Source organism: Clostridium sp. 1001270J_160509_D11, from assembly GCF_015667935.1.
GTDB lineage: Bacteria > Bacillota > Clostridia > Peptostreptococcales > Peptostreptococcaceae > Intestinibacter.
Window position 1 is genome coordinate 1 of record NZ_JADPET010000039.1, and the last position, 20,474, is coordinate 20,474.

The 20,474-nt window shown below is 28.7% G+C and carries 20 protein-coding genes and 1 pseudogene; 10 read left to right on the forward strand and 11 right to left on the reverse strand.

The genetic code is table 11. From position 1 onward, the window contains the following. Nucleotides 1-20: 20 nt before the first annotated feature. The 11 genes from I4U58_RS05585 to dnaA form a co-directional block, all read right to left on the reverse strand. Complete coding sequence (locus I4U58_RS05585; protein ID WP_195930050.1) at nt 21-791, reverse strand: SigB/SigF/SigG family RNA polymerase sigma factor; 771 nt, start codon at nt 789-791, stop codon at nt 21-23. After that, a complete protein-coding gene (locus tag I4U58_RS05590) occupies nt 791-1,198 on the reverse strand; it encodes an ATP-binding protein (RefSeq protein WP_330593193.1) in 408 nt (135 codons plus the stop codon). Before I4U58_RS05590 ends, I4U58_RS05585 begins: the two co-directional genes overlap by 1 nt. 2 nt (nt 1,199-1,200) lie before the next feature. Continuing rightward, nucleotides 1,201-1,518: an STAS domain-containing protein gene (locus I4U58_RS05595; protein WP_195930051.1), complete on the reverse strand. Its 318-nt coding sequence runs from the start codon at nt 1,516-1,518 to the stop codon at nt 1,201-1,203. A gap of 25 nt (nt 1,519-1,543) precedes the next feature. Beyond that, on the reverse strand, nt 1,544-1,801 hold the full coding sequence (locus tag I4U58_RS05600) for a DUF948 domain-containing protein (RefSeq protein ID WP_195930052.1): 258 nt from the start codon (nt 1,799-1,801) through the stop codon (nt 1,544-1,546). Then, entirely contained in the window at nt 1,801-2,082 is a 282-nt protein-coding gene (locus I4U58_RS05605) for a YtxH domain-containing protein (RefSeq protein ID WP_195930053.1), read from the reverse strand. The genes I4U58_RS05600 and I4U58_RS05605 overlap by 1 nt, the downstream gene beginning before the upstream one ends. Nucleotides 2,083-2,327: 245 nt before the next feature. Then, entirely contained in the window at nt 2,328-4,760 is a 2,433-nt protein-coding gene (gene gyrA, locus I4U58_RS05610; RefSeq protein ID WP_195930054.1) for a DNA gyrase subunit A, read from the reverse strand. 18 nt (nt 4,761-4,778) lie between these two features. Further along, on the reverse strand, nt 4,779-6,680 hold the full coding sequence (gene gyrB, locus I4U58_RS05615; protein ID WP_195930055.1) for a DNA topoisomerase (ATP-hydrolyzing) subunit B: 1,902 nt from the start codon (nt 6,678-6,680) through the stop codon (nt 4,779-4,781). Beyond that, nucleotides 6,681-7,796, reverse strand: coding sequence for a DNA replication/repair protein RecF (gene recF / locus I4U58_RS05620; protein ID WP_195930056.1), 1,116 nt, complete (start codon nt 7,794-7,796; stop codon nt 6,681-6,683). Between the two features lie 26 nt (nt 7,797-7,822). After that, nucleotides 7,823-8,032 (reverse strand): S4 domain-containing protein YaaA, encoded by a 210-nt coding sequence (gene yaaA / locus I4U58_RS05625; RefSeq protein ID WP_195930057.1) that lies wholly within the window; start codon nt 8,030-8,032, stop codon nt 7,823-7,825. Between the two features lie 149 nt (nt 8,033-8,181). Beyond that, nucleotides 8,182-9,297 carry a DNA polymerase III subunit beta gene (gene dnaN / locus I4U58_RS05630; RefSeq protein WP_195930058.1) on the reverse strand — a complete coding sequence of 372 codons (1,116 nt, stop codon included), beginning with the start codon at nt 9,295-9,297 and terminating at the stop codon, nt 8,182-8,184. 264 nt (nt 9,298-9,561) lie between these two features. Beyond that, nucleotides 9,562-10,917: a chromosomal replication initiator protein DnaA gene (gene dnaA / locus I4U58_RS05635; protein WP_195930059.1), complete on the reverse strand. Its 1,356-nt coding sequence runs from the start codon at nt 10,915-10,917 to the stop codon at nt 9,562-9,564. Nucleotides 10,918-11,899: 982 nt separating this feature from the next. Here dnaA and rpmH point away from each other — a divergent pair. From rpmH to I4U58_RS05685, 10 genes and pseudogenes are all read left to right on the forward strand, one after another. Next, nucleotides 11,900-12,034: a 50S ribosomal protein L34 gene (gene rpmH, locus I4U58_RS05640; RefSeq protein WP_039679955.1), complete on the forward strand. Its 135-nt coding sequence runs from the start codon at nt 11,900-11,902 to the stop codon at nt 12,032-12,034. Nucleotides 12,035-12,133: 99 nt separating this feature from the next. Beyond that, the gene (gene rnpA / locus I4U58_RS05645) at nt 12,134-12,481 is read left to right on the forward strand and encodes a ribonuclease P protein component (RefSeq protein WP_195930060.1); all 348 of its coding nucleotides are present in this window, start codon (nt 12,134-12,136) and stop codon (nt 12,479-12,481) included. Nucleotides 12,482-12,541: 60 nt separating this feature from the next. After that, entirely contained in the window at nt 12,542-12,763 is a 222-nt protein-coding gene (gene yidD / locus I4U58_RS05650) for a membrane protein insertion efficiency factor YidD (RefSeq protein ID WP_330593195.1), read from the forward strand. Between the two features lie 20 nt (nt 12,764-12,783). Continuing rightward, a complete protein-coding gene (locus I4U58_RS05655) occupies nt 12,784-13,548 on the forward strand; it encodes a YidC/Oxa1 family membrane protein insertase (RefSeq protein WP_195930061.1) in 765 nt (254 codons plus the stop codon). Then, nucleotides 13,469-14,170 carry an RNA-binding cell elongation regulator Jag/EloR gene (gene jag, locus I4U58_RS05660; RefSeq protein ID WP_195930062.1) on the forward strand — a complete coding sequence of 234 codons (702 nt, stop codon included), beginning with the start codon at nt 13,469-13,471 and terminating at the stop codon, nt 14,168-14,170. Before I4U58_RS05655 ends, jag begins: the two co-directional genes overlap by 80 nt. A 209-nt stretch (nt 14,171-14,379) precedes the next feature. Beyond that, entirely contained in the window at nt 14,380-15,759 is a 1,380-nt protein-coding gene (mnmE, locus tag I4U58_RS05665; RefSeq protein ID WP_195930063.1) for a tRNA uridine-5-carboxymethylaminomethyl(34) synthesis GTPase MnmE, read from the forward strand. Between the two features lie 175 nt (nt 15,760-15,934). Further along, nucleotides 15,935-17,827, forward strand: a complete 1,893-nt coding sequence (gene mnmG, locus I4U58_RS05670; RefSeq protein WP_195930067.1) for a tRNA uridine-5-carboxymethylaminomethyl(34) synthesis enzyme MnmG — start codon at nt 15,935-15,937, stop codon at nt 17,825-17,827. Further along, on the forward strand, nt 17,820-18,539 hold the full coding sequence (rsmG, locus tag I4U58_RS05675) for a 16S rRNA (guanine(527)-N(7))-methyltransferase RsmG (RefSeq protein WP_195930064.1): 720 nt from the start codon (nt 17,820-17,822) through the stop codon (nt 18,537-18,539). Before mnmG ends, rsmG begins: the two co-directional genes overlap by 8 nt. Before the next feature lie 163 nt (nt 18,540-18,702). Further along, nucleotides 18,703-19,488: pseudogene (gene noc / locus I4U58_RS05680) on the forward strand (nucleoid occlusion protein). Nucleotides 19,489-19,572: 84 nt separating this feature from the next. Continuing rightward, nucleotides 19,573-20,406, forward strand: coding sequence for a ParB/RepB/Spo0J family partition protein (locus I4U58_RS05685; RefSeq protein ID WP_195930065.1), 834 nt, complete (start codon nt 19,573-19,575; stop codon nt 20,404-20,406). The last annotated feature ends 68 nt before the right edge of the window (nt 20,407-20,474 follow it).

A 20,474-nucleotide genomic window follows, 5' to 3' on the forward strand; every position in this document is an offset into this window, starting at 1 on the left:
TTATAAAAATCTTTATAATTTTATTTTTCGTATTCTTTTCGTAATTTCTGCACTACTTTTCTTTCAATTCTAGAAATAGTCATTTGCGATATTTCTAGTTCTTTTGCTAGAGTAGACTGAGTTTTTTCTTTGAAAAATCTTCCCTCGAATATATTTCTTTCTAATTCATTCAATTTATTCACAAATTTTTCTATAAAATCTTTATATTCTATATTAGAAAAACTATCTTCTTGTCCACCTATCTTGTCAATTAAAGTTACTTCCGTATCTTCAGAATCACCATTTATAGGAGAATCTAATGAAACAGGCTGATATCCATATGATGCTTCTAAAGCTTCTAATACTTCTTCTTCTCTGCATCCTATATATTCTGCAATTTCTTTTACTTTAGGTTTTTTCTTATTTTGTTGTTCTAATAAAAGTTTTGCTTCGTTTACTTTTTTATTTAATTCTTGAACTCTTCTTGGAACTCTCATAGTCCAGACTTTATCCCTAAAGTATTTTTTTATTTCTCCTATAATAGTTGGCGTTGCAAAACTTGAAAACTCATAACCTTTTGACATATCGTAACGTTCTATAGCATATATAAGAGCTAATGAACCTACTTGGTATAAGTCTTCAAATTCAACCCCTTTATTTATATATTTTTTAGCTAATATATTAACTAAATAAAGATTTCTCTCGATTAATATATCTCTAACTTCTTTATTACTTTTATCTTGACTGTAAATATTAAATAATTCTTTATTATCCATATCTAGATAGTTGGTAACAGATGACATATCTTTCATTAATTATCAACTCCTAAATATTTTGTCATTTTTATAACTGTTCCATAATTTATATTAGATTTGATCTCTACTTCATCCATTAAACTTTGTATTATAAATAACCCAAGTCCGCTTTCTTTAGGTTCTTCTAAATTAGGCACATCTATCGAATCAACATCATATCCTTTGCCACTATCTATTATTGTAATAGTTAATCCATTTTCAAATATTGTATATTCTACAGAAAATTTATTGTCTAAACTATGTTTTATAGCATTTGTACAAGCTTCTGATACAGCTACTTTTATATCTTCGATATCTTCTAAACAAAATCCTATTTTATTAGCTATCCCTGATGTAGTTAATCTTATAACGCTTACATATTGTGGGTTAGAAGCAATTTCCATTTTTATAGTTTCAAAATTCAATTCTATCCCTCCATTTTAAATATTTTATCAAGTCCTGTTATAGAAAAAATCTTTTTAACATTATCTCTTGGTGATTTTATATATATTTCTTTATTTTCAACTTTTATTCTTTTTAGTATTCCTATAATAACACCTAATCCAGTTGAATCAATATAATCTAGATTTTCTAAATTAAGTCTTATGTTTTTTATACCTTTATCAATTAATTTATGTAAATACTCTTTAAATTCGTCTGCTGTAGATACATCTAATTCTCCTGCTACTAATACTTCCCAGAAATCAGCATCTGTATCATTTTTTAATTTTATATCTATAGACATTTACAAACCTCCTGCACTATTCCAATTATTTTTTAAATATTCTTAAAACCTTGAAGAAACCAGTTACTTTTTCAACCACATCTAATATACTTCTTACATCATTTGTTATATCGGCTGCATTATCTATTATTTGATTTAAGTTTTTTTCATTGTAATCAATTATTTTATTAACTCTATCAATTGTTTTTGTAGCTGTATTTAGTGTTTTAGCTATGTATATAGCTATTATTAATATCGCAACACCAAATAAAACTGCCCCAATTTGCCAACCAATTGCATTCATTATTTATTCTCTCCTTCTTCATCAAAACGTCTGCTGACTACTATGTCTTCTTCTTTGATTTCCATTTTTTCTTCAGATAAGTCATCTTTTATTTTAGACACTTTTTGTTTTACATCTGCAAATGTTTCATGTAGAACATCTTTGGGATTTTCTTTTATTGTGTCTATCTTTTCTTTGGCATCTCTTCTTAATTCTTTGCCTTTCTTAGGTGCTAAAAATAATCCAATAAAAAATCCTATTATTACTCCTAATGTTAAAGTTCTTCCTCTTTTTTTACTCATATCATCTAGCTCCTTTCACCTTTAAATATATTTATATTATATATTACATTGTGGATTGATTATATATTATTTATTCAAAATACCAAAAAAGTTTATTAAAAAATGCTTTTAAAGTTATTTCTTGGACATTTCTTAAATCTCTTATTATAATATGCAAAATTGCAATTTTTAACTATCCACAAATAATATATTTTGTCCACAATATTAATCAATGTATGTAATATAGAAAAAGAATAGGTGTTACCCTATTCTTCCTCATCTGTATTTATTTTAGCTATTGAAACTACGTTAACTTCATCATCTGTTTTCATAAGTTTAACACCACTAGTAACTCTTCCGAATACAGATATATCATCAACTCTTAATCTAATAAGAACTCCATCAGAATTTATAAGCATCAATTCGTCTTCATTGTTTACCATTGTTGCTCCAACTATTTCACCTGTCTTTTCAGACATGTTGTAAGTTTTAATTCCTTTACCTGCTCTTATTTGGCTTCTATATTCATCTATGTCTGTTCTTTTTCCATAACCATTTTGGCTTACAACTAATAAGTCTTCACCTTCATCAGATAAACTCATAGATACTACTCTGTCGTCTTCAGATAAAGTTATACCTTTAACACCCATAGCAGTTCTACCCATTGGTCTTATGTCTTTTTCATCAAATCTAATTGACATACCTTTTGATGTTACAAGTAATACATCTTTTTCTCCGTTAGTAGTTTTTACATCTATTAATTCATCGTCATCTCTTAATCCAATAGCAATTAAGCCTGATTTGTTGATATTTTTGAATTCAGATCTCTTAGTTTTCTTAACTATACCTTTTTTAGTGGCTAATAATAAGTAAGAATCATCATTTGTTGTTGTATCAACTTCAATTAATGTTGCTATTTTTTCATTTGGTCCTAATTGAAGTAAGTTTACTATTGCAGTTCCTTTTGCTTGTCTCTTCCCTTCTGGAACTTCAAATGCATCTAATCTAAATACTCTACCTCTATTAGTAAAGAATAATAATCTATTGTGAGTTCTTGTAGTTATAAGGTGTTTTACGAAGTCTTCTTCTCTAACAGTAAGAGCAGATATTCCTCTTCCACCTCTTCTTTGACTCTTATAAGTATCTAAAGGTAATCTCTTGATATATCCGAAATGAGTTAATGTTATAGTTATTTCCTCATCATCTATTAAATCTTTTATATCTATTTCACCTTCAGCATGTCTTATTTCTGTTCTTCTAGCATCTGAATGTTTCTTTTTAATTTCTAAGATTTCGTCTTTTATAACACCTAGTAATAATTGCTCATCTGCAAGTATTGATTCTAAGTATTCTATCTTTTTCATTAATTCGTTGTATTCAGCTTCTACTTTTTCTCTTTCTAGCCCTGTTAACTTTTGAAGTCTCATATCTAAGATAGCTTGAGCTTGTATATCACTTAATTTGAATCTTTCCATTAATCCACTCTTAGCCATTTGTGTATTTGCAGAAGATCTGATTAAGCTTATAACTTCATCTATGTAATCTAAGGCTATTTTTAAACCTTCTAATATATGTGCTCTTGCTTGAGCTTTGTTTAATTCGAATTTAGTTCTTCTTGTTACTACATCTTTTTGATGTTCAACATAGTAGTATAATATTTGTTTTAAGTTTAATATTCTTGGAACACCGTTTACTAGAGAAAGCATTATTATACTGAATGTATCTTCAAGTTGAGAATGTTTGTATAAGTTGTTTAATACTATGTTAGCATTTACATCTCTCTTTAACTCTATAACGATTCTCATACCATTTCTGTTACTTTCGTCTCTTAAGTCTGATATTCCTTCGATTTTTTTATCTTTAACTAATTCAGCTATTCTTTCAACTAATTTAGCTTTATTAACTTGGTAAGGAATTTCTGTTACAACTATTTGTTGTTTTCCTTTAGGAAGCTCTTCTATTTCTGCTCTAGATCTAACTTTAACTTTACCTCTACCAGTTTTATAAGCTTCAGCTATACTATCTTTACCCATTATTATTGCACCAGTTGGGAAATCTGGACCTTGTATATATTCCATTAATTCATCAACTGAACAATCTGGGTTATCAATAAGATGTACTGTAGCATCTATTGTTTCACCTAAGTTGTGTGGTGGTATAGATGTTGCCATACCTACAGCTATACCATTTGATCCGTTTACAAGTAAGTTAGGGAATCTAGCTGGTAATACAGTAGGTTCTTTTAAAGATTCGTCAAAGTTTGGTCCGAAATCTACAGTTTCTTTGTCTATATCTCTTAATAATTCTAATGATAACTTACTCATTTTTGCTTCTGTATAACGCATTGCGGCTGGTGAGTCACCATCTACAGAACCGAAGTTACCATGTCCATCAACTAAAAGTCCTCTAGTTGAGAAATCTTGTGCCATTCTAACCATTGCTAGGTATACTGCACTATCGCCATGTGGATGGTACTTCCCTAAAACGTCCCCAACTATACGGGCAGATTTTCTATATGGTTTATCTGGAGTTAAGTTTAACTCATTCATAGAGTAAAGTATTCTTCTATGAACTGGTTTTAAACCATCTCTTACGTCTGGAAGTGCTCTACCAGCGATAACACTCATGGCATAGTCTATATATGAATCCTTCATTTCTTTCGAAATTTCGGCAGGAATTATTCTATTATTTTCTTCCATGTTTATTCTCCTTCCTCATTAAATATCTAAGTTCTTAACGAATTCAGCATTTTCTTCTATAAATTCTTTTCTTGGTCCAACTTTATCTCCCATTAACATAGAGAATATTCTATCTGCTTCTGTAGCATCATCTATTGTTACTTGAAGTAAAGTTCTTGTTTCTGGGTTCATTGTTGTTTCCCATAATTGTTCTGGGTTCATTTCCCCAAGACCTTTATATCTTTGAAGCTCAATTCCACTCTTACCTATTTCTTCTAATAAAGTTTCTAATTCTTTATCTGAATAAACATAGTATTCTTTCTTTTGTTTTTTAACTTTGTATAGAGGTGGTTGTGCTATATAAACATAACCATTATCTATAAGTGGTCTCATATATCTAAAGAAGAATGTTAATAATAATGTTCTGATGTGTGCACCATCGACATCGGCATCGGTCATTATTACTATTTTGTGATATCTAGCTTTTTCTAAATCAAAATCATTTCCAACACCACAACCGTAAGCAGTTATCATGTTTTTGATTTCTTCTGATGATAATATTCTATCTAATCTAGATTTTTCAACGTTAAGTATTTTACCTCTAAGTGGTAATATAGCTTGTGTATATCTATCTCTACCTTGTTTTGCTGAACCACCGGCAGAATCCCCTTCGACTAAGAATATTTCACTTTTTGCAGGGTCTTTTTCTGCACAGTCTGCTAATTTACCTGGTAAAGAAGTACTTTCAAGTACAGTTTTTCTTCTTGTTAATTCTCTAGCTCTCTTTGCAGCTTCTCTAGCTCTTTGAGCTCTTAATGCTTTATCCACAATTACTCTTGCTGTTTGTGGATTTTCTTCTAAGAATGCACCAAGTTCTTCAACAGTTACTGCATCAACTATACCTCTCATTCTAGTGTTACCTAATTTAGTTTTAGTTTGTCCTTCGAATTGAGGGTCTGGTAATTTAACAGATACAACTGCTGTAAGACCTTCTCTTATGTCTTCACCTGATAAGTTTGCATCGCTTTCTTTTAATAATTTATTTCTTTTAGCATACTCGTTTACTGTCTTTGTTAACGCAGATTTAAACCCAGCTAAATGGGCTCCACCTTCATGAGTATCTATATTGTTCGCAAATGATAATATATTTTCAGAATATCCATCTGTGTATTGGATAGCAATTTCAACCATACAGTCTTGTATTTTTTTATCTATGTAAACTACGTTTTCATGTATAGGAGTTTTAGTGCTATTTAGGTATTCTACGAACTCTCTTATACCACCATTGTATAAGAATTCTTTTTTCTGTTCTTGTCCAGGTCTCTTATCTTCAAATACTATTCTTACACCTTTGTTTAAGAATGCTAACTCTCTTAATCTACTTTCTAGTGTTTTGTAGTCAAATACTATATCATCGAATATTGTAGCATCAGGCATAAATTGAATTATTGTTCCTGTATGATCAGATTCACCTACTATCTCTAATTCTGAATCTGTTATACCTTTTTTATAACTTTGTCTGTATATCTTTCCATTTCTGTAAACTTCAGCAACTAACCATTCTGAAAGTCCATTAACAACAGATATACCAACACCGTGAAGACCACCAGATACCTTGTAACCTCCACCACCGAATTTACCACCGGCATGTAGTATTGTTAATACTGTTTCAAGTGTAGATTTACCTGTTTTAGGATGTGTTTCTACAGGTATACCCCTACCATCATCCTTAGTTGTTACACTACCATCTTCGTTAATGCAGACATATATTCTATCACAGTATCCTTGTAATGCCTCATCGATACTGTTATCCACAATCTCATATACTAAGTGGTGTAAACCTCTTGGTCCTGTAGATCCAATGTACATACCTGGTCTTAATCTAACTGCTTCTAAACCTTCTAGTACCTGAATCTGATTTGCACCATATTCTTGTTTCATCTAATTACCTCCATCCTCAATATTTGTAACTTTTCCTTTATCTATATAAAAAATTGCTGTATCACTCTCATCAAAAATTCTCTTATGTGCTAGTTCCGCACTAGTTATAAACATTTGGACTTCGCCTAAATTTTTGACTAATAATTTTTGTCTAGTTTCGTCTAATTCGCTAAAAACATCGTCTAAAATTAGAACTGGATTTTCGTTCACTTCTTGTCTTATTAGTTCTATCTCAGATAATTTTAACGAAATAGATGCTGTTCTCTGTTGACCTTGAGAACCGTATAATTTAACATCTAAATCATTTATAAAAATGTTTAGGTCATCTTTATGAATTCCGTACTTAGTCATTCTAGTTTCTATATCGTGTTGTCTATTTGATTCTAATTTTTTTAATAGCTTATTTTTTGCATCTATAACGGTATCCTCATCAGATAAATTTATCTGATTTTTATAAGTTATCAACAATTCCTCATTGTTACCTGTTAATTTCTTGTGCATTTCATTAGATATTTTAGCTATTTTTTTTATAAAATCTCTTCTCAAAATGTAAATATAGGCACCATAATTAGCCAGGTTCTCATCATACACAGACAATAGATTAGCATCTACCATCTTACTTTTTAAAGTTTTATTTCTCTGAATCAATATTTTATTATAATTAACTAGATAATTATAATATTTAGGCATGATTTGGCTAATTTCTTTGTCAATAAATGATCTTCTCTCTCTAGGACCGTCCTTAACTAACTTAAGGTCCTCTGGAGAAAAAATTACGACATTTAAGTTCCCCAGCAATTCTTGAATTTTTTGAATATGAATCTTATTAACTTTTATTCCCTTTTTATTCTTTCCAATTGCAACTTCAATTAAACCTTTTGAAGAGTTTTTTAAATAATTTCCACCGATATATAGGTTTTCACTTCCGAATTTTATGACTTCCTTGTCTTTATTGGTTCTAAATGATTTTCCAAATGATAGCATGTATATAGCTTCTACAATGTTAGTTTTTCCTTGTCCATTTTTTCCAACGAGTAAATTTATGTTTTTCTCAAAATTTAAATGTAAATTATCATAATTTCTAAAATTTATTAGTTGTAAGCTATTTAATCGCATAAGAATACTCTCCTTAGAGTACTAACTTACTTTGTTAGTGTTATTTGATTTCCTTCTACTTCAACAACATCTCCAGGTACTAATTTTTTACCTCTTCTTGTTTCAACTTCACCATTTACTTTTACAACGCCCTCTTGAATAAGGTATTTTGCATGTCCACCTGTTGATGCAATATCAGCAAGTTTTAGAAATTGATCTAATTTTATATATTCTGATTCTATTTTCAATTCAAGCATAACTTACCCTCCTACAATTTTTAATCTAATAACTTATTATATCATAACTAAAAAAAACTCGTACTATTTATTTTTAGACGAGTTTTTTTTATGTATTCCTTTTCTGTAATATATTAACATTTATTAACAGTTGTGGATTATTTAGTGGATTAATTATTAGAAGATATTCTTACTGGTAAAAGTAAGTATGTATATTTTGTTCCATCAGCTGGCTTAATTATACAAGGATTCACATTTGTTGTGAATTCTATAAATATTTCTTCACAATCTATATTTTTAAGTCCCTCTAATAAATATCTTGAGTTAAATGCTATATCTAAATAATCACCTTCTAGTGATAATGCCACTTCTTCATAAACATTACCTTTTTCGTTGTTTGAAGTTATAGCCATCACAGAATCTCTTATAGATAATTTTATAAGATTATTAAGTTCAGATTGAGAAAGTAAAGATGCCCTTTCTATACTGTTTAATAAATCTCTTGTTTTTAATTTTATTTTTGAATTATACTCCCTTGGGCATAACTTGTTATAGTCTATGAATTCTCCATCTAGAAGTCTTGTTACTATTTTAGTTTCATCCAATATGAAAATAGCATTTTTTTCATTGAATCCAACTTTAACATCTTCTTCTGAAGATAATAAACTATTCACATCAATTAGTGTTTTCCCTGGGATAATTATCTTAGCTTTTATATCTTCATGGCTTAAGTTATCCACTTGACAACTTCTAACCGCAAATCTATAACCATCTATTGCAACTAAGTTTATATTTCCATTTTCTATTTCTAAAAGCTCTCCCATAAGTATTGGCTTAGTTTGATCTTGTGATGTTGCAAATACTGTTTGTTTTATCATACTTTTTAGTACGTCTTGAGGTATGCTATATAACTTATCCTCATTAACATCTGGAATTTGTGGATATTCTTTTGCTGAATCCCCTTTTATTTTGAATTTTGAGTTTAAACAATTTATATAAACATTGTTATCTTCATCTGTTTCTATTTCTACAAATGAATCTGGTAATTTTCTTATTATATCCCCAAATAGTTTTGAATTTATTACTATACTTCCTTCTTCAATTACTTCTGCTGAAACATGAGTTTCTATTCCTATTTCTAAATCATATCCCTTTAAGACTATTTCATCTTGTTTCGTAACTATTAAAACACCTTTTAGTAAGTCTAAAGTTGTTTTTGAATTAATAGCCTTTTGCACAATTCCAATTTTATTAGCTAATAGTTTTTGATTACAAATTATCTTCAATGTGGATAACCTCCTTGTTGCTTTTTAATAAAATAATTAATAATAATGATAGTAGTATTAGTAGTAGGTGTTGTTGATAATGTGTATAAGTACTTGTAGAATACTGATATCAATGATTGCAGCATGTGTACAAAATGTGTATAACTATGCAAAAACCTATTGATAACTTTGTGGAAAGATTATGGATAACTTTTTGCCAAAAATTATATACACATCTATTCACAGGTTTATCCACAAGTATTCACAGGTAAACTGTGTATAACTTTACCCTTTTAATTCTGCTATTATTTTACTTATTTTCTCTTTTAATTCACTATTTTTTTCAAGCTCAAGATCTTTTGAAATTTTGTCATGAGCGTGTATAACTGTAGTATGGTCTCTTCCTCCAAATTCGTTTCCTATCTTAGGTAACGATAAGTCTGTAAGCTCCCTACTTAAATACATTGCTATTTGGCGTGGATAAGCTATTGTTCTTGTTCTTTTCTTAGAATTAAAGTCATCCATTTTGATTCCAAATGCAGTAGAAACTTTTTCTTTTATTCTATTTACAGATATCTCTTGGCTTTCTGATGTTGTTACAATGTCTTTTAAAGCTTCAACAGCTAAGTCGTAAGATATATCTTTGTTGATAAGTGATGAATAAGCTACAACTCTTGTTAGAGCGCCTTCTAACTCTCTTATATTTGATTTTATATATGTAGCTATATAATTCATTACTTCATTAGGAATATCTATATTTTCTATTTGAGCTTTTGTTTTTAATATAGCTATTCTTGTTTCAAAATCAGGTGGTTGAATATCTGCGATTAATCCCATTTCGAAACGAGATCTTAACCTGTCTTCTAATGTAGGTATCTCTTTTGGAGGTCTATCACTAGAAATAATTATTTGTTTATTTGCTTCATGTAAAGCATTGAATGTGTGGAAGAACTCTTCTTGAGTACCTTCTTTACCTGCTATAAATTGAATATCGTCTATAAGCAGTATATCAACATTTCTATATTTATCCCTAAATTCCTCGTTTTTATCGCTTTTTATTGAATTTATAAGTTCATTTGTAAATTTTTCAGATGATACATAAACAACTTTTGCATCATTTTGCTCTTTCATAATAGAGTGTCCGATCGCATGCATTAAGTGAGTTTTTCCAAGTCCAACACCACCATATAAGAATAGTGGATTATATGCTCTTGCTGGTGATTCAGCAACTGCAACACAGGCAGCATGAGCAAATCTATTACTATTTCCTATTACGAATGTATCAAATGTGTATTTAGGATTTAGTCTAGGGTAATTTCTAATAATATTATTGTTACTATTGTTGTTAATAATATTATTATTATTTGAAGTTTTTAAAGGATTTTGTTCAACTTCGTTACTATCAGAAATAATTTTAATTTCAAATTTGTTTGAAGTAAGTTGGCTTAAGCAACTTTCTATCAAATTTAAATATCTAGTTCTTAATATATCTTCTGCAAATTCAGTAGGTGCAAGTAATGTCAACTCATTCGAATTTGTTTCAATAGGTACAGTGTTTTTAAAAAATGTTTCAAAGCTAGCAGATGCAACTTCACCTTTTATAAGTTGCAATGTTTTTTTCCATAATGAAACGATGTCCATATTTAAACCTCCAACAAATTATTAGTTTTTCCACAGAAATATCCACAAAAAGCTTAAAAAATGACAAAGTTAGAATTCTAATATAGTTACTAACAACAATCGGTGGATAACTTGTGGATAATGTGTGCGTACGTATTTAATATATATAATTATTAACAAGCTGTGGATAAAGTTATTAAGATTATTAAGTATTGTAATTTCAATGAATAGTAATAATATTGTCAATAAAAGTGCTAGTTATACACAAGAATATCCACATGTTGTGAATTGCTTAATAACTTTATCCACAGTATTAACATGCACCTTAATAATATCAAAAAATTTTCCAAATTACAATATGACTAAATTAAATTATCCACAAATAAACAGGGATGTGGATAATTTAATTAACATAGTGTGAATCAAATGTGCATATAAAAAAATATATTATTTGCAGGCTAAAAGCAAGAGCCAATTTTACAAATTAAATAAAAAAATAAAAAGGCAAAATTTGATGGATTAAGAGTATAAATTTGTGGAAAATGTGAATTAGTTTATTTTTAGTTAATATAAAGGAGGTATTTTAGAGAAAATATAAAAAAGGTATAAAAAATTTTTAAATGTTTATATTGTAATAATGAAGAAATATAAAAAGAAGTCACATTTTCAACAGATAAATGTGGATAGTTGTGGATAAAATAGAATATGTAGATGAACTTAAAATCAAATTGTAGTAGGTTAAGACCAAGGGCTAAAAAAATGAATAAATTATTTTGAAATTAATCTGTTAAGATATGCACATATATGTTGATAATAATGTGAATATATTTTTGCATTATGTGTAATTTTTATAAAAAATTTAACCGTTTTAATATGTTTAATAAGCTCAAAAACTCGTTGACAACCTAATTAAAAGCATTTATAATAATATGTGTTATGTTTACTTTGAAAGTAAAATTATTATTTTTATAAATGGAAAAAAATTTGAAAGGCGGTGCAAAGAATGAAAAGAACTTATCAGCCAAAAAAAAGACAAAGAAAAAAAGAACACGGATTTAGAAAAAGAATGAAAACTTCTAACGGAAGAAACGTGTTAAAAAGAAGAAGATCTAAAGGAAGAAATAGATTAACTCATTAATTTAAAAAGGCCGCTTAAGAAAGTGGCCTTTTTGCGTAATTTTTTTAAATTTAAAAATGAAGAAAACAATGAAGCTGTGTTTATGGAGGATTAACTAAGATGTATTTTAATGAAACTGAACGTTTGAGAAAAGACTCTGATTTTAGACGAGTTTATAAACACGGTAAATCTTTTGCAAATAGATACTTAGTAATGTATATAATGCGAAACAATTTAGAATATAATCGAGTGGGCATATCAGTTTCTAAAAAGGTAGGAAAAGCGATTGTTCGCAACAAGGTTAAAAGAAAAATAAGAGAATCATTTAGATTAGATGTTGATGGCAAAATAAAATCTGGATACGATATAGTTTTTATTGCTAGAGTTGCAATAAACGACGTGCAATACAACGAAGTTAATAAATCTATGAAGCATCTCGTAAATAAGTTTAAATTATTTAATAGATAATTGTTTCTAAATTATGGAGGTTCAAATTTGTTGAATAAAATAGTTTATAAATTGAAGGAAATAAACGTTTATTTATCGAAAGTATGTATTTACTTAATAAGATTTTATCAAAAATATATATCTCCATTGAAAGGACCTACTTGTAGATTTTATCCAACATGCTCTCAATATGCAATAGAAGCATTTAAAAAATATGGAGTGATAAAGGGCATGTTTCTCACAATAAAGAGAATACTAAAATGCCACCCATTCCATCCAGGGGGCTATGATCCTCTAAAATAATATTTCGGGAGGTATACGAATTGTTAGACGCAATAGGGAATTTTTTAGGTATTATACTTAGCTTTATAGTAAATATAGTTAATGACTATGCTTGGTCAATAATCATATTCACTATATTAGTTAGATTATGTCTTCTGCCTTTAATGGTAAAACAAATCAAGTCAACTAAGGCAACGCAAGATATTCAACCTAAAATAAAGGAAATTCAAGAAAAATATAAGAATAAGCCAGAAAAACAACAAGAAGAAATAATGAAGCTTTGCAAGGATGCAAAAATAAATCCTATGGCAGGATGCTTGCCGATGTTTATACAATTACCAATATTAATGGGGTTATTTGCACTATTAAGAAATCCTGTTTCATATGGGGTGTTTCCTAATGAAGCGGCATATCATGCTGCTAACCACGGATTCTTATGGATTTCAAGTGTATCACAAACGCATAACTTAAGTTTAGGTATACTATCTGGTATAAGTGCTTACTTCATGCAAAAATCTATGGCAACAACTGATGAGTCTCAAGCTCAAATGATGAAATCGATGACGATAGTAATGACAGCTATGTCTTTCTGGTGGGGATATACGTATGAAGCGGGTCTTGCACTTTATTGGACAATGAGTAATATATTCTCAATAGCACAATACTATTTAGTAACAAGTCCTTTAAAAGCTAAGATGGCTAACTCTGAGGAGGAAGTAGTTAAAGATGAAAAATCAAGCGATAGAAAATCAAACAAAAAAGAACAATCAAACAGACAATCAAAAAAGTCTGGAACTAAGAAGTAAGTCACAAGAAGAAGCAATACAAAAAGCAATTGAGCAATTAAATGTAGATAAAGAAGATATCGAAGATATAAAAGTTGAAGTTATTGAAGAACCAAGTAAAGGATTCTTAGGTTTTATAGGAGCTAAAGATGGACTTTATAAAATAACTTTAATTGAAAAACAAATAGAAATAAAAGAAATTGATATAGCAAAAGAGTTTATAGAAACAATGTTACATAATGCAAAAGTAAATGCTGATGTAATAGCTACTCAAGAAGATAATTTAATAAAAATTAATATCAAAGGAAAAGAAGCAACATGTCTAATAGGTAGACGTGGTGAAACTTTAGATGCTGTTCAATTCTTAACTGGTTTAGCTCTTAATAAAATAAATAAAGATTCTCACTGTAGAGTACTAGTAGATATAGAAAACTACAGAGAAAAAAGAGAACAATCTTTAATTAGATATGCTAACAAAGTAGCTAGAGAAGTAGCTAAAACTAAAAAAACTAAAAAATTAGACTATATGAATCCATATGAGAGAAGAATAGTTCACTCAGCACTTCAAAATGATAAGTATGTAATTACTTACAGTGAAGGAACAGATCCATATAGAAGATTAGTAATAGAGTATAAAAGATAATTTGAAAACCTCCTAAGATATAGGGGGTTTTCTTTTTAAGTAGTATTTTTTAAAATATTTTTACTAGATATTTATAGAATTTTTAAATTAGGTATAAAATGTTAATAAGTGTTGATATAATATTCAATTGAGTTTGAGTTAAAAATGTTAAAATAGAGATTGTAAAATTTAAATAGAAAATATAATTAGAAATTTAAGAGGTGATAATTTTGTTTATAGATGATACAATAGCAGCTATTGCCACTGCCCCAGGTGAAGGTGGTATAGGAATAATAAGAATAAGCGGAAGCAACTCATTACCAGTTGCAGAAGAAATATTTAAATCAGTATCGGGTAAAAAAATAAGTGAATATAATCTTAGAACATTAATATATGGAAATATATTTGATGGAGAAAAAAGAATAGATGAAGTTTTAGTAGCTTATATGAAAGGACCTAACTCATACACAGGTGAAGACGTAATAGAAATAAATTGCCACGGTGGATTTATTTCAGTTAAAAAAATATTAGAACTAATATTAACTAAAGATGTTAGATTAGCAGAAGCTGGTGAATTTACAAAGAGAGCATTTTTAAACGGAAGAATAGATTTATCTCAAGCTGAAGCTGTTATAGATGTAATAAAATCAAAAACAGATAAAGCACAAGAAGTTGCTCAAAATCACTTAGAAGGAGCTTTAGCTAAAAAAATAAGAAGTCTTAGAAATAATGTTACAGAAGTTCTGGCACAATTAGAAGTTTCTATAGATTTCTCTGATGAAGATGTAGAAGATGTTACTTATAAAGAAATAGAAGACAAATCTTTAGCATTAAGAGATGAAATTAAAAAGTTATATGATTCAGCTGAGAGCGGTAAAATTCTTAGAGATGGACTAAAAACAGTAATAATCGGTAAACCAAACGTAGGTAAATCATCATTATTAAACTCTATCTTAGGAGAAAATAGAGCTATCGTAACAGAAATAGCAGGGACTACAAGAGATGTTATAGAAGAGTTCGTAAACATCAAAGGTATTCCACTAAAAATAGTAGATACTGCAGGTATAAGAGAAACAGAAGATATAGTTGAAAAAATAGGTGTTCAAAAATCTAAAGAATCTATAGATTCAGCAGATTTAGTTATAATAGTTTTAGATTCATCAAAACCATTAACTGATGAAGATTTAGAAATACTAGAAAATGCTAGAAGTAAAAAGACAATAGTATTATTAAATAAAATAGACTTAGAACAAGCTATAGACCAAACTGTAATTGAAGAAATTGTAGGAAAAGAGAATATAATAAAAATTTCAGCACTTAAAAATGAAGGAATTGAGAAAATACATGATAAAATAGAGGCGATGGTATTTGCCGGAGATGTTAAGAGTTCTTCAAGTGTTGTTATAACAAACTCAAGACATAAAGATGCATTATTTAAAGCTTATAACTCAATAAATGATGCTATAGCTGGAATAGATCAAAGATTACCATATGATTTCATAGAAGTAGATTTTAAAAATATTTGGGACTACTTAGGATATATAAATGGAGATACAGTACAAGAAGATTTACTAGATACAATCTTCAGCAACTTCTGTATAGGAAAATAACAATTAATATTTTAAAACAAGATATAAATTATTTATAGACAGGAAAACAAATCTAAAAAATATATTTATATCTTGTTGATTTTAAATACTATAAGTTTATAATTTATAGATGTGTAATAAACTATGTGAAATAGAAATGTTCCCCGTGGAACATTTTTAGAAAGGAGCAATAATGATAACATTTGATGCAGGAAATTATGATGTAATCGTAGTTGGTGCAGGACATGCAGGATGTGAAGCTGCATTAGCTTCAGCTAGAATGGGATGTAAAACATTAATGGTTACATTAACACTAGATTCAATAGGAATGATGCCTTGTAACCCATCAATAGGTGGAACAGGAAAAGGACAATTAGTTAAAGAAGTAGATGCCCTAGGTGGAGAAATGGGAATTAACATAGATAAAACTTTTATACAAAGTAGAATGTTAAATACTGCAAAAGGACCGGCAGTACACTCACTAAGAGCACAAGCAGATAAATTTAAATATCATACAGAAATGAAAAAAACTCTAGAAAATGAACCAAATCTAGAAATAGTAATGGATGAGGTTGTTGATTTAATTAATGACGGAAACGTAATAAAAGGTGTTATAACTAGAATGGGATGTAAATATCATTCTAAAGCAGTTATATTAGCAACTGGAGTTTACTTAAATTCATTAATTTATATAGGTGAAGTAACATTAAACGAAGGACCTAATGGATTAGGTTATGCAGAAAGATTAACTGATAAATTAGTTGATTTAGGATTAGATATGAGAAGATTCAAAACTGGTACACCAGCAAGAATCCACAGAGATAGTATAGATTTCTCAGAAATGGTACCTCAAGAAGGTGATGAAAAAGTAACTCCATTCTCATTTATGAGTGATGATTTAAAAATAGACCAAGTATCTTGTTACTTAGCAAGAACTAACTTAGATACACATAAAGTTATAATGGACAACATAAACAGATCAGCTATGTATAGTGGAAAAATAAACAGTACAGGGCCAAGATACTGTCCATCAATAGAAGATAAAGTTGTTAGATTCAACGATAAAGAATCACATCAAACATTTATCGAGCCAGAAGGTTTAGATACAAAAGAAATGTATATTCAAGGTATATCTACAAGTTTACCATATGAAGTACAACTTCAAATGTATAGAAGTATGAAAGGTCTTGAAAACTGTAAAATAATGAGACCTGCATATGCAATAGAATATGATTGCTTAAATCCAACACAATTAAAAGCTTCACTAGAAATAAAAGTTACAGAAAACTTATTTAGTGCAGGACAATTTAATGGTACATCAGGATATGAAGAAGCAGCAGCTCAAGGACTTATGGCTGGTATAAATGCAGCAAGAAAAATACAAGGAAAAGAACCATTTATATTAGATAGATCAGAAGCATATATAGGTGTTCTAATAGACGACTTAATAACTAAAGGAACTAATGAACCTTATAGAATGATGACATCAAGAGCAGAATATAGACTTTACTTAAGACAAGATAATGCTGATATGAGACTTACTGAAAAAGGATATGAAATAGGTCTTGCAAGCCAAGAAAGATATGATAGATTCTTAGCTAAAAAAGCATTAGTAGAAGCTGAATTAGAAAGATTAAAAACTGAAAGAGTTACACCAAAAGAAGTAAACGAATTATTAGCACAAAAAGGTGCATCAGAAATAAAAGTAGGTTTATCTTTATATGACTTCTTAAAAAGACCAGAAGTAACTTATGACTTATTAGAACAAATAGGTAAAGGTGCATCAGAAGAAGTTCCTTATGATGTAAAAGAACAATGTGTGATAATGTCTAAGTATGAAGGATATATAGATAAACAATTAAAACAAATAGATCAATTTAAAAAATTAGAAAAGAAAAAACTACCAGAAGATATAGATTATTCAACAATAGAAGGTCTTAGAATAGAAGCAAGACAAAAACTTAATGATATAAAACCATTATCAATAGGTCAAGCATCTAGAATATCAGGAGTTTCTCCTGCTGATATATCTGTATTACTTATCTATCTTGAACAAATGAGAAGAACAAGAGGTGGAAATAATGAGTAATATAGAAATACTAAGACAAGGTATAGAAGACTTTGGAATAGAGGCTAGCGATAAAATGCTAGCTGATTTCCAAAAGTATAAAGAGATATTAGTTGAATGGAATCAAAAAATGAACCTAACAGGAATAGAAGATGAAAAGGAGGTTTTCATAAAACATTTCTTAGATTCTGTATCTGCTGTTACAAAAGGTTATATAAAAAATGGAATGTCTTTAATTGATGTTGGAACAGGAGCAGGATTCCCAGGAATGCCTCTAAGAATCTGTTTACCAGAATTAAAAGTAACATTACTTGATTCTTTAAATAAAAGAATTAACTTCTTACAAGAAGTAGCAAATCAATTAGATATAGATGATATAGAATTTATTCATGGAAGAGCTGAAGATTTCGGTAAAAGTGAAGAATATAGAGAATGTTTTGATATAGCAACAGCTAGAGCTGTAGCTGGATTACCTGCACTTATGGAGTTTTGTGTTCCATTTGTAAAAGTAGGCGGATACTTTGTTTGTCTAAAAGGACCAAATGCTAATTTAGAATTAGAAGAATCTAAAAAAGCTATGGAAGCATTAGGTTTAGAATATATCGAAAAAATAGATATAAAACTACCAGAAATAGATTTAGATCATAATATATTAGTATTTAAAAAAGTTAAAAATACACCAAGTAAGTATCCTAGAAAAGCAGGAAAAGTTACTAAAAATCCTATAAAATAATATATAATGCTTTGAAGACCAAAAATATAAAGGATTACAACATAAAATGAAGAATAATATTCTTAAAGAAAGTTGATAAATAGAGACGGAGATTGTTTAATCAAATCATAACAATGGAATCAGTTTAAATCTAAAAAATAGTTATAAATGAAAGAGGTATGTTATGGAAGAGAAAATAGTTATACAAATACCGATAGAAGAAATAGTCCCAAATCCATATCAACCAAGAAGAGTATTTTCTGAAAAGTCATTAGAAGAGTTAAAAAATTCAATTGAAAGTTATGGAGTATTACAACCGATTACTGTAAGAAAGAAAAATGAAAAGTTTGAATTGGTTGCAGGAGAGAGAAGACTTAGAGCTGCAAAGCTGGCTAACTTAAAAACAATACCTGCTATAGTACATGAAGTATCTGATGAAACATCAGCCGTATTAGCATTATTGGAAAATCTGCAAAGAGAAGATTTAAATTTTATAGAAGAAGCTTTGGGCTATGAGAATTTAATAAAAGAGCATAATTTCACTCAACAACAATTAGCTGAAAAACTAGGTAAAAATCAATCTACAATTGCTAATAAGCTGAGAATATTGAAATTGCCAGAATCTATAAAAGAATCATTAGTCTAAAACGGACTTACAGAAAGACACGCACGTGCGTTACTTAAATTACCTAACGAGGAATTAATGAGTCAAGTTGTATCAAAAATAATTAAAAATGAATTGACTGTTAAAAAGACAGAAAAGCTTGTAAAAGATATTTTGGATAATATAGAAGCAAAAGAAGACACAGAAAAAAAACAAAATATTAAATGCTCAATGAGCATAAGGATATATCTTAACACATTAAAACAGGCTTATGATGCTATACTAAATACCGGCATAGAAGCTAAATATAATGAAATAGATAAGGGAGATTATATGGAAGTAGTCGTTAAAATCCCGAAAAAATAGAATTACTGCATAGCAGTAATTTTTTTTTAAACAAAGACAATTTATAATCTAAATTACTTAAAAATTATAGGAGGATATAATTTAATGTTAGAACAAGAATTAAATAAAAACGCAAATTTATTAACTGATGAAAATCAAACTCAAATTGTAAATGTAAAAATATCTGATATATATCCAAATAATACTCAACCGAGAATACATTTTGATGAAGATAAAATAATCGCATTATGTGAATCTATAAAAAAACATGGCGTACTTCAACCGATTGTGTTGAGAAAAGACGAAGATGGTAAATATATGATTATTGCTGGAGAAAGAAGATATAGAGCAAGTATTATGGCAAAAAAACAAGAAATACCTGCAATAATAAAAAATATACCTATTAAAGAAGTAATGGAAATTGCCTTAGTTGAAAATCTTCAAAGAGAAAATTTAAATATAATAGAAGAAGGAAAAGCATATAAAAATTTAATAGAAGAATATCATTCTACACAAGAAGAAATAGCAGAATTAGTAGGTAAAAGTAGACCATATATAACTAATACAATGAGATTATTGAACTTGTCTGAAGAAGTTAAAAAATACATAGAATTAAATAAAATTTCTCCAGGGCATGGAAAGGCGTTACTAAGGGTTAGTGACGAAATGAAACAGATTGAATTAGCACAAAGAATAATAAATGAAAATCTATCAGTAAGAAAGACAGAAGAGATAGTAAAAAATATAGTAGAAGATAAAAAAATTAAAAATAAATTAAAAGAAAAAGATATATTCATTAAAGATATAGAAGAAAGATTAATGAATACTTTAGGGACTAAAGTTAATATATCTTCTGGTAAGAAAAAAGGAAAAATAGAGATAGAATATTATACAGATGAAGATTTAAATGATATAATAGATAGACTTTTAGAGGAATAAAATGAAAAAGATTAAGAAAAAAGCTATAGTAGATAAAAGTTCTTGTGTGGCTTGTGGTACTTGTCTAA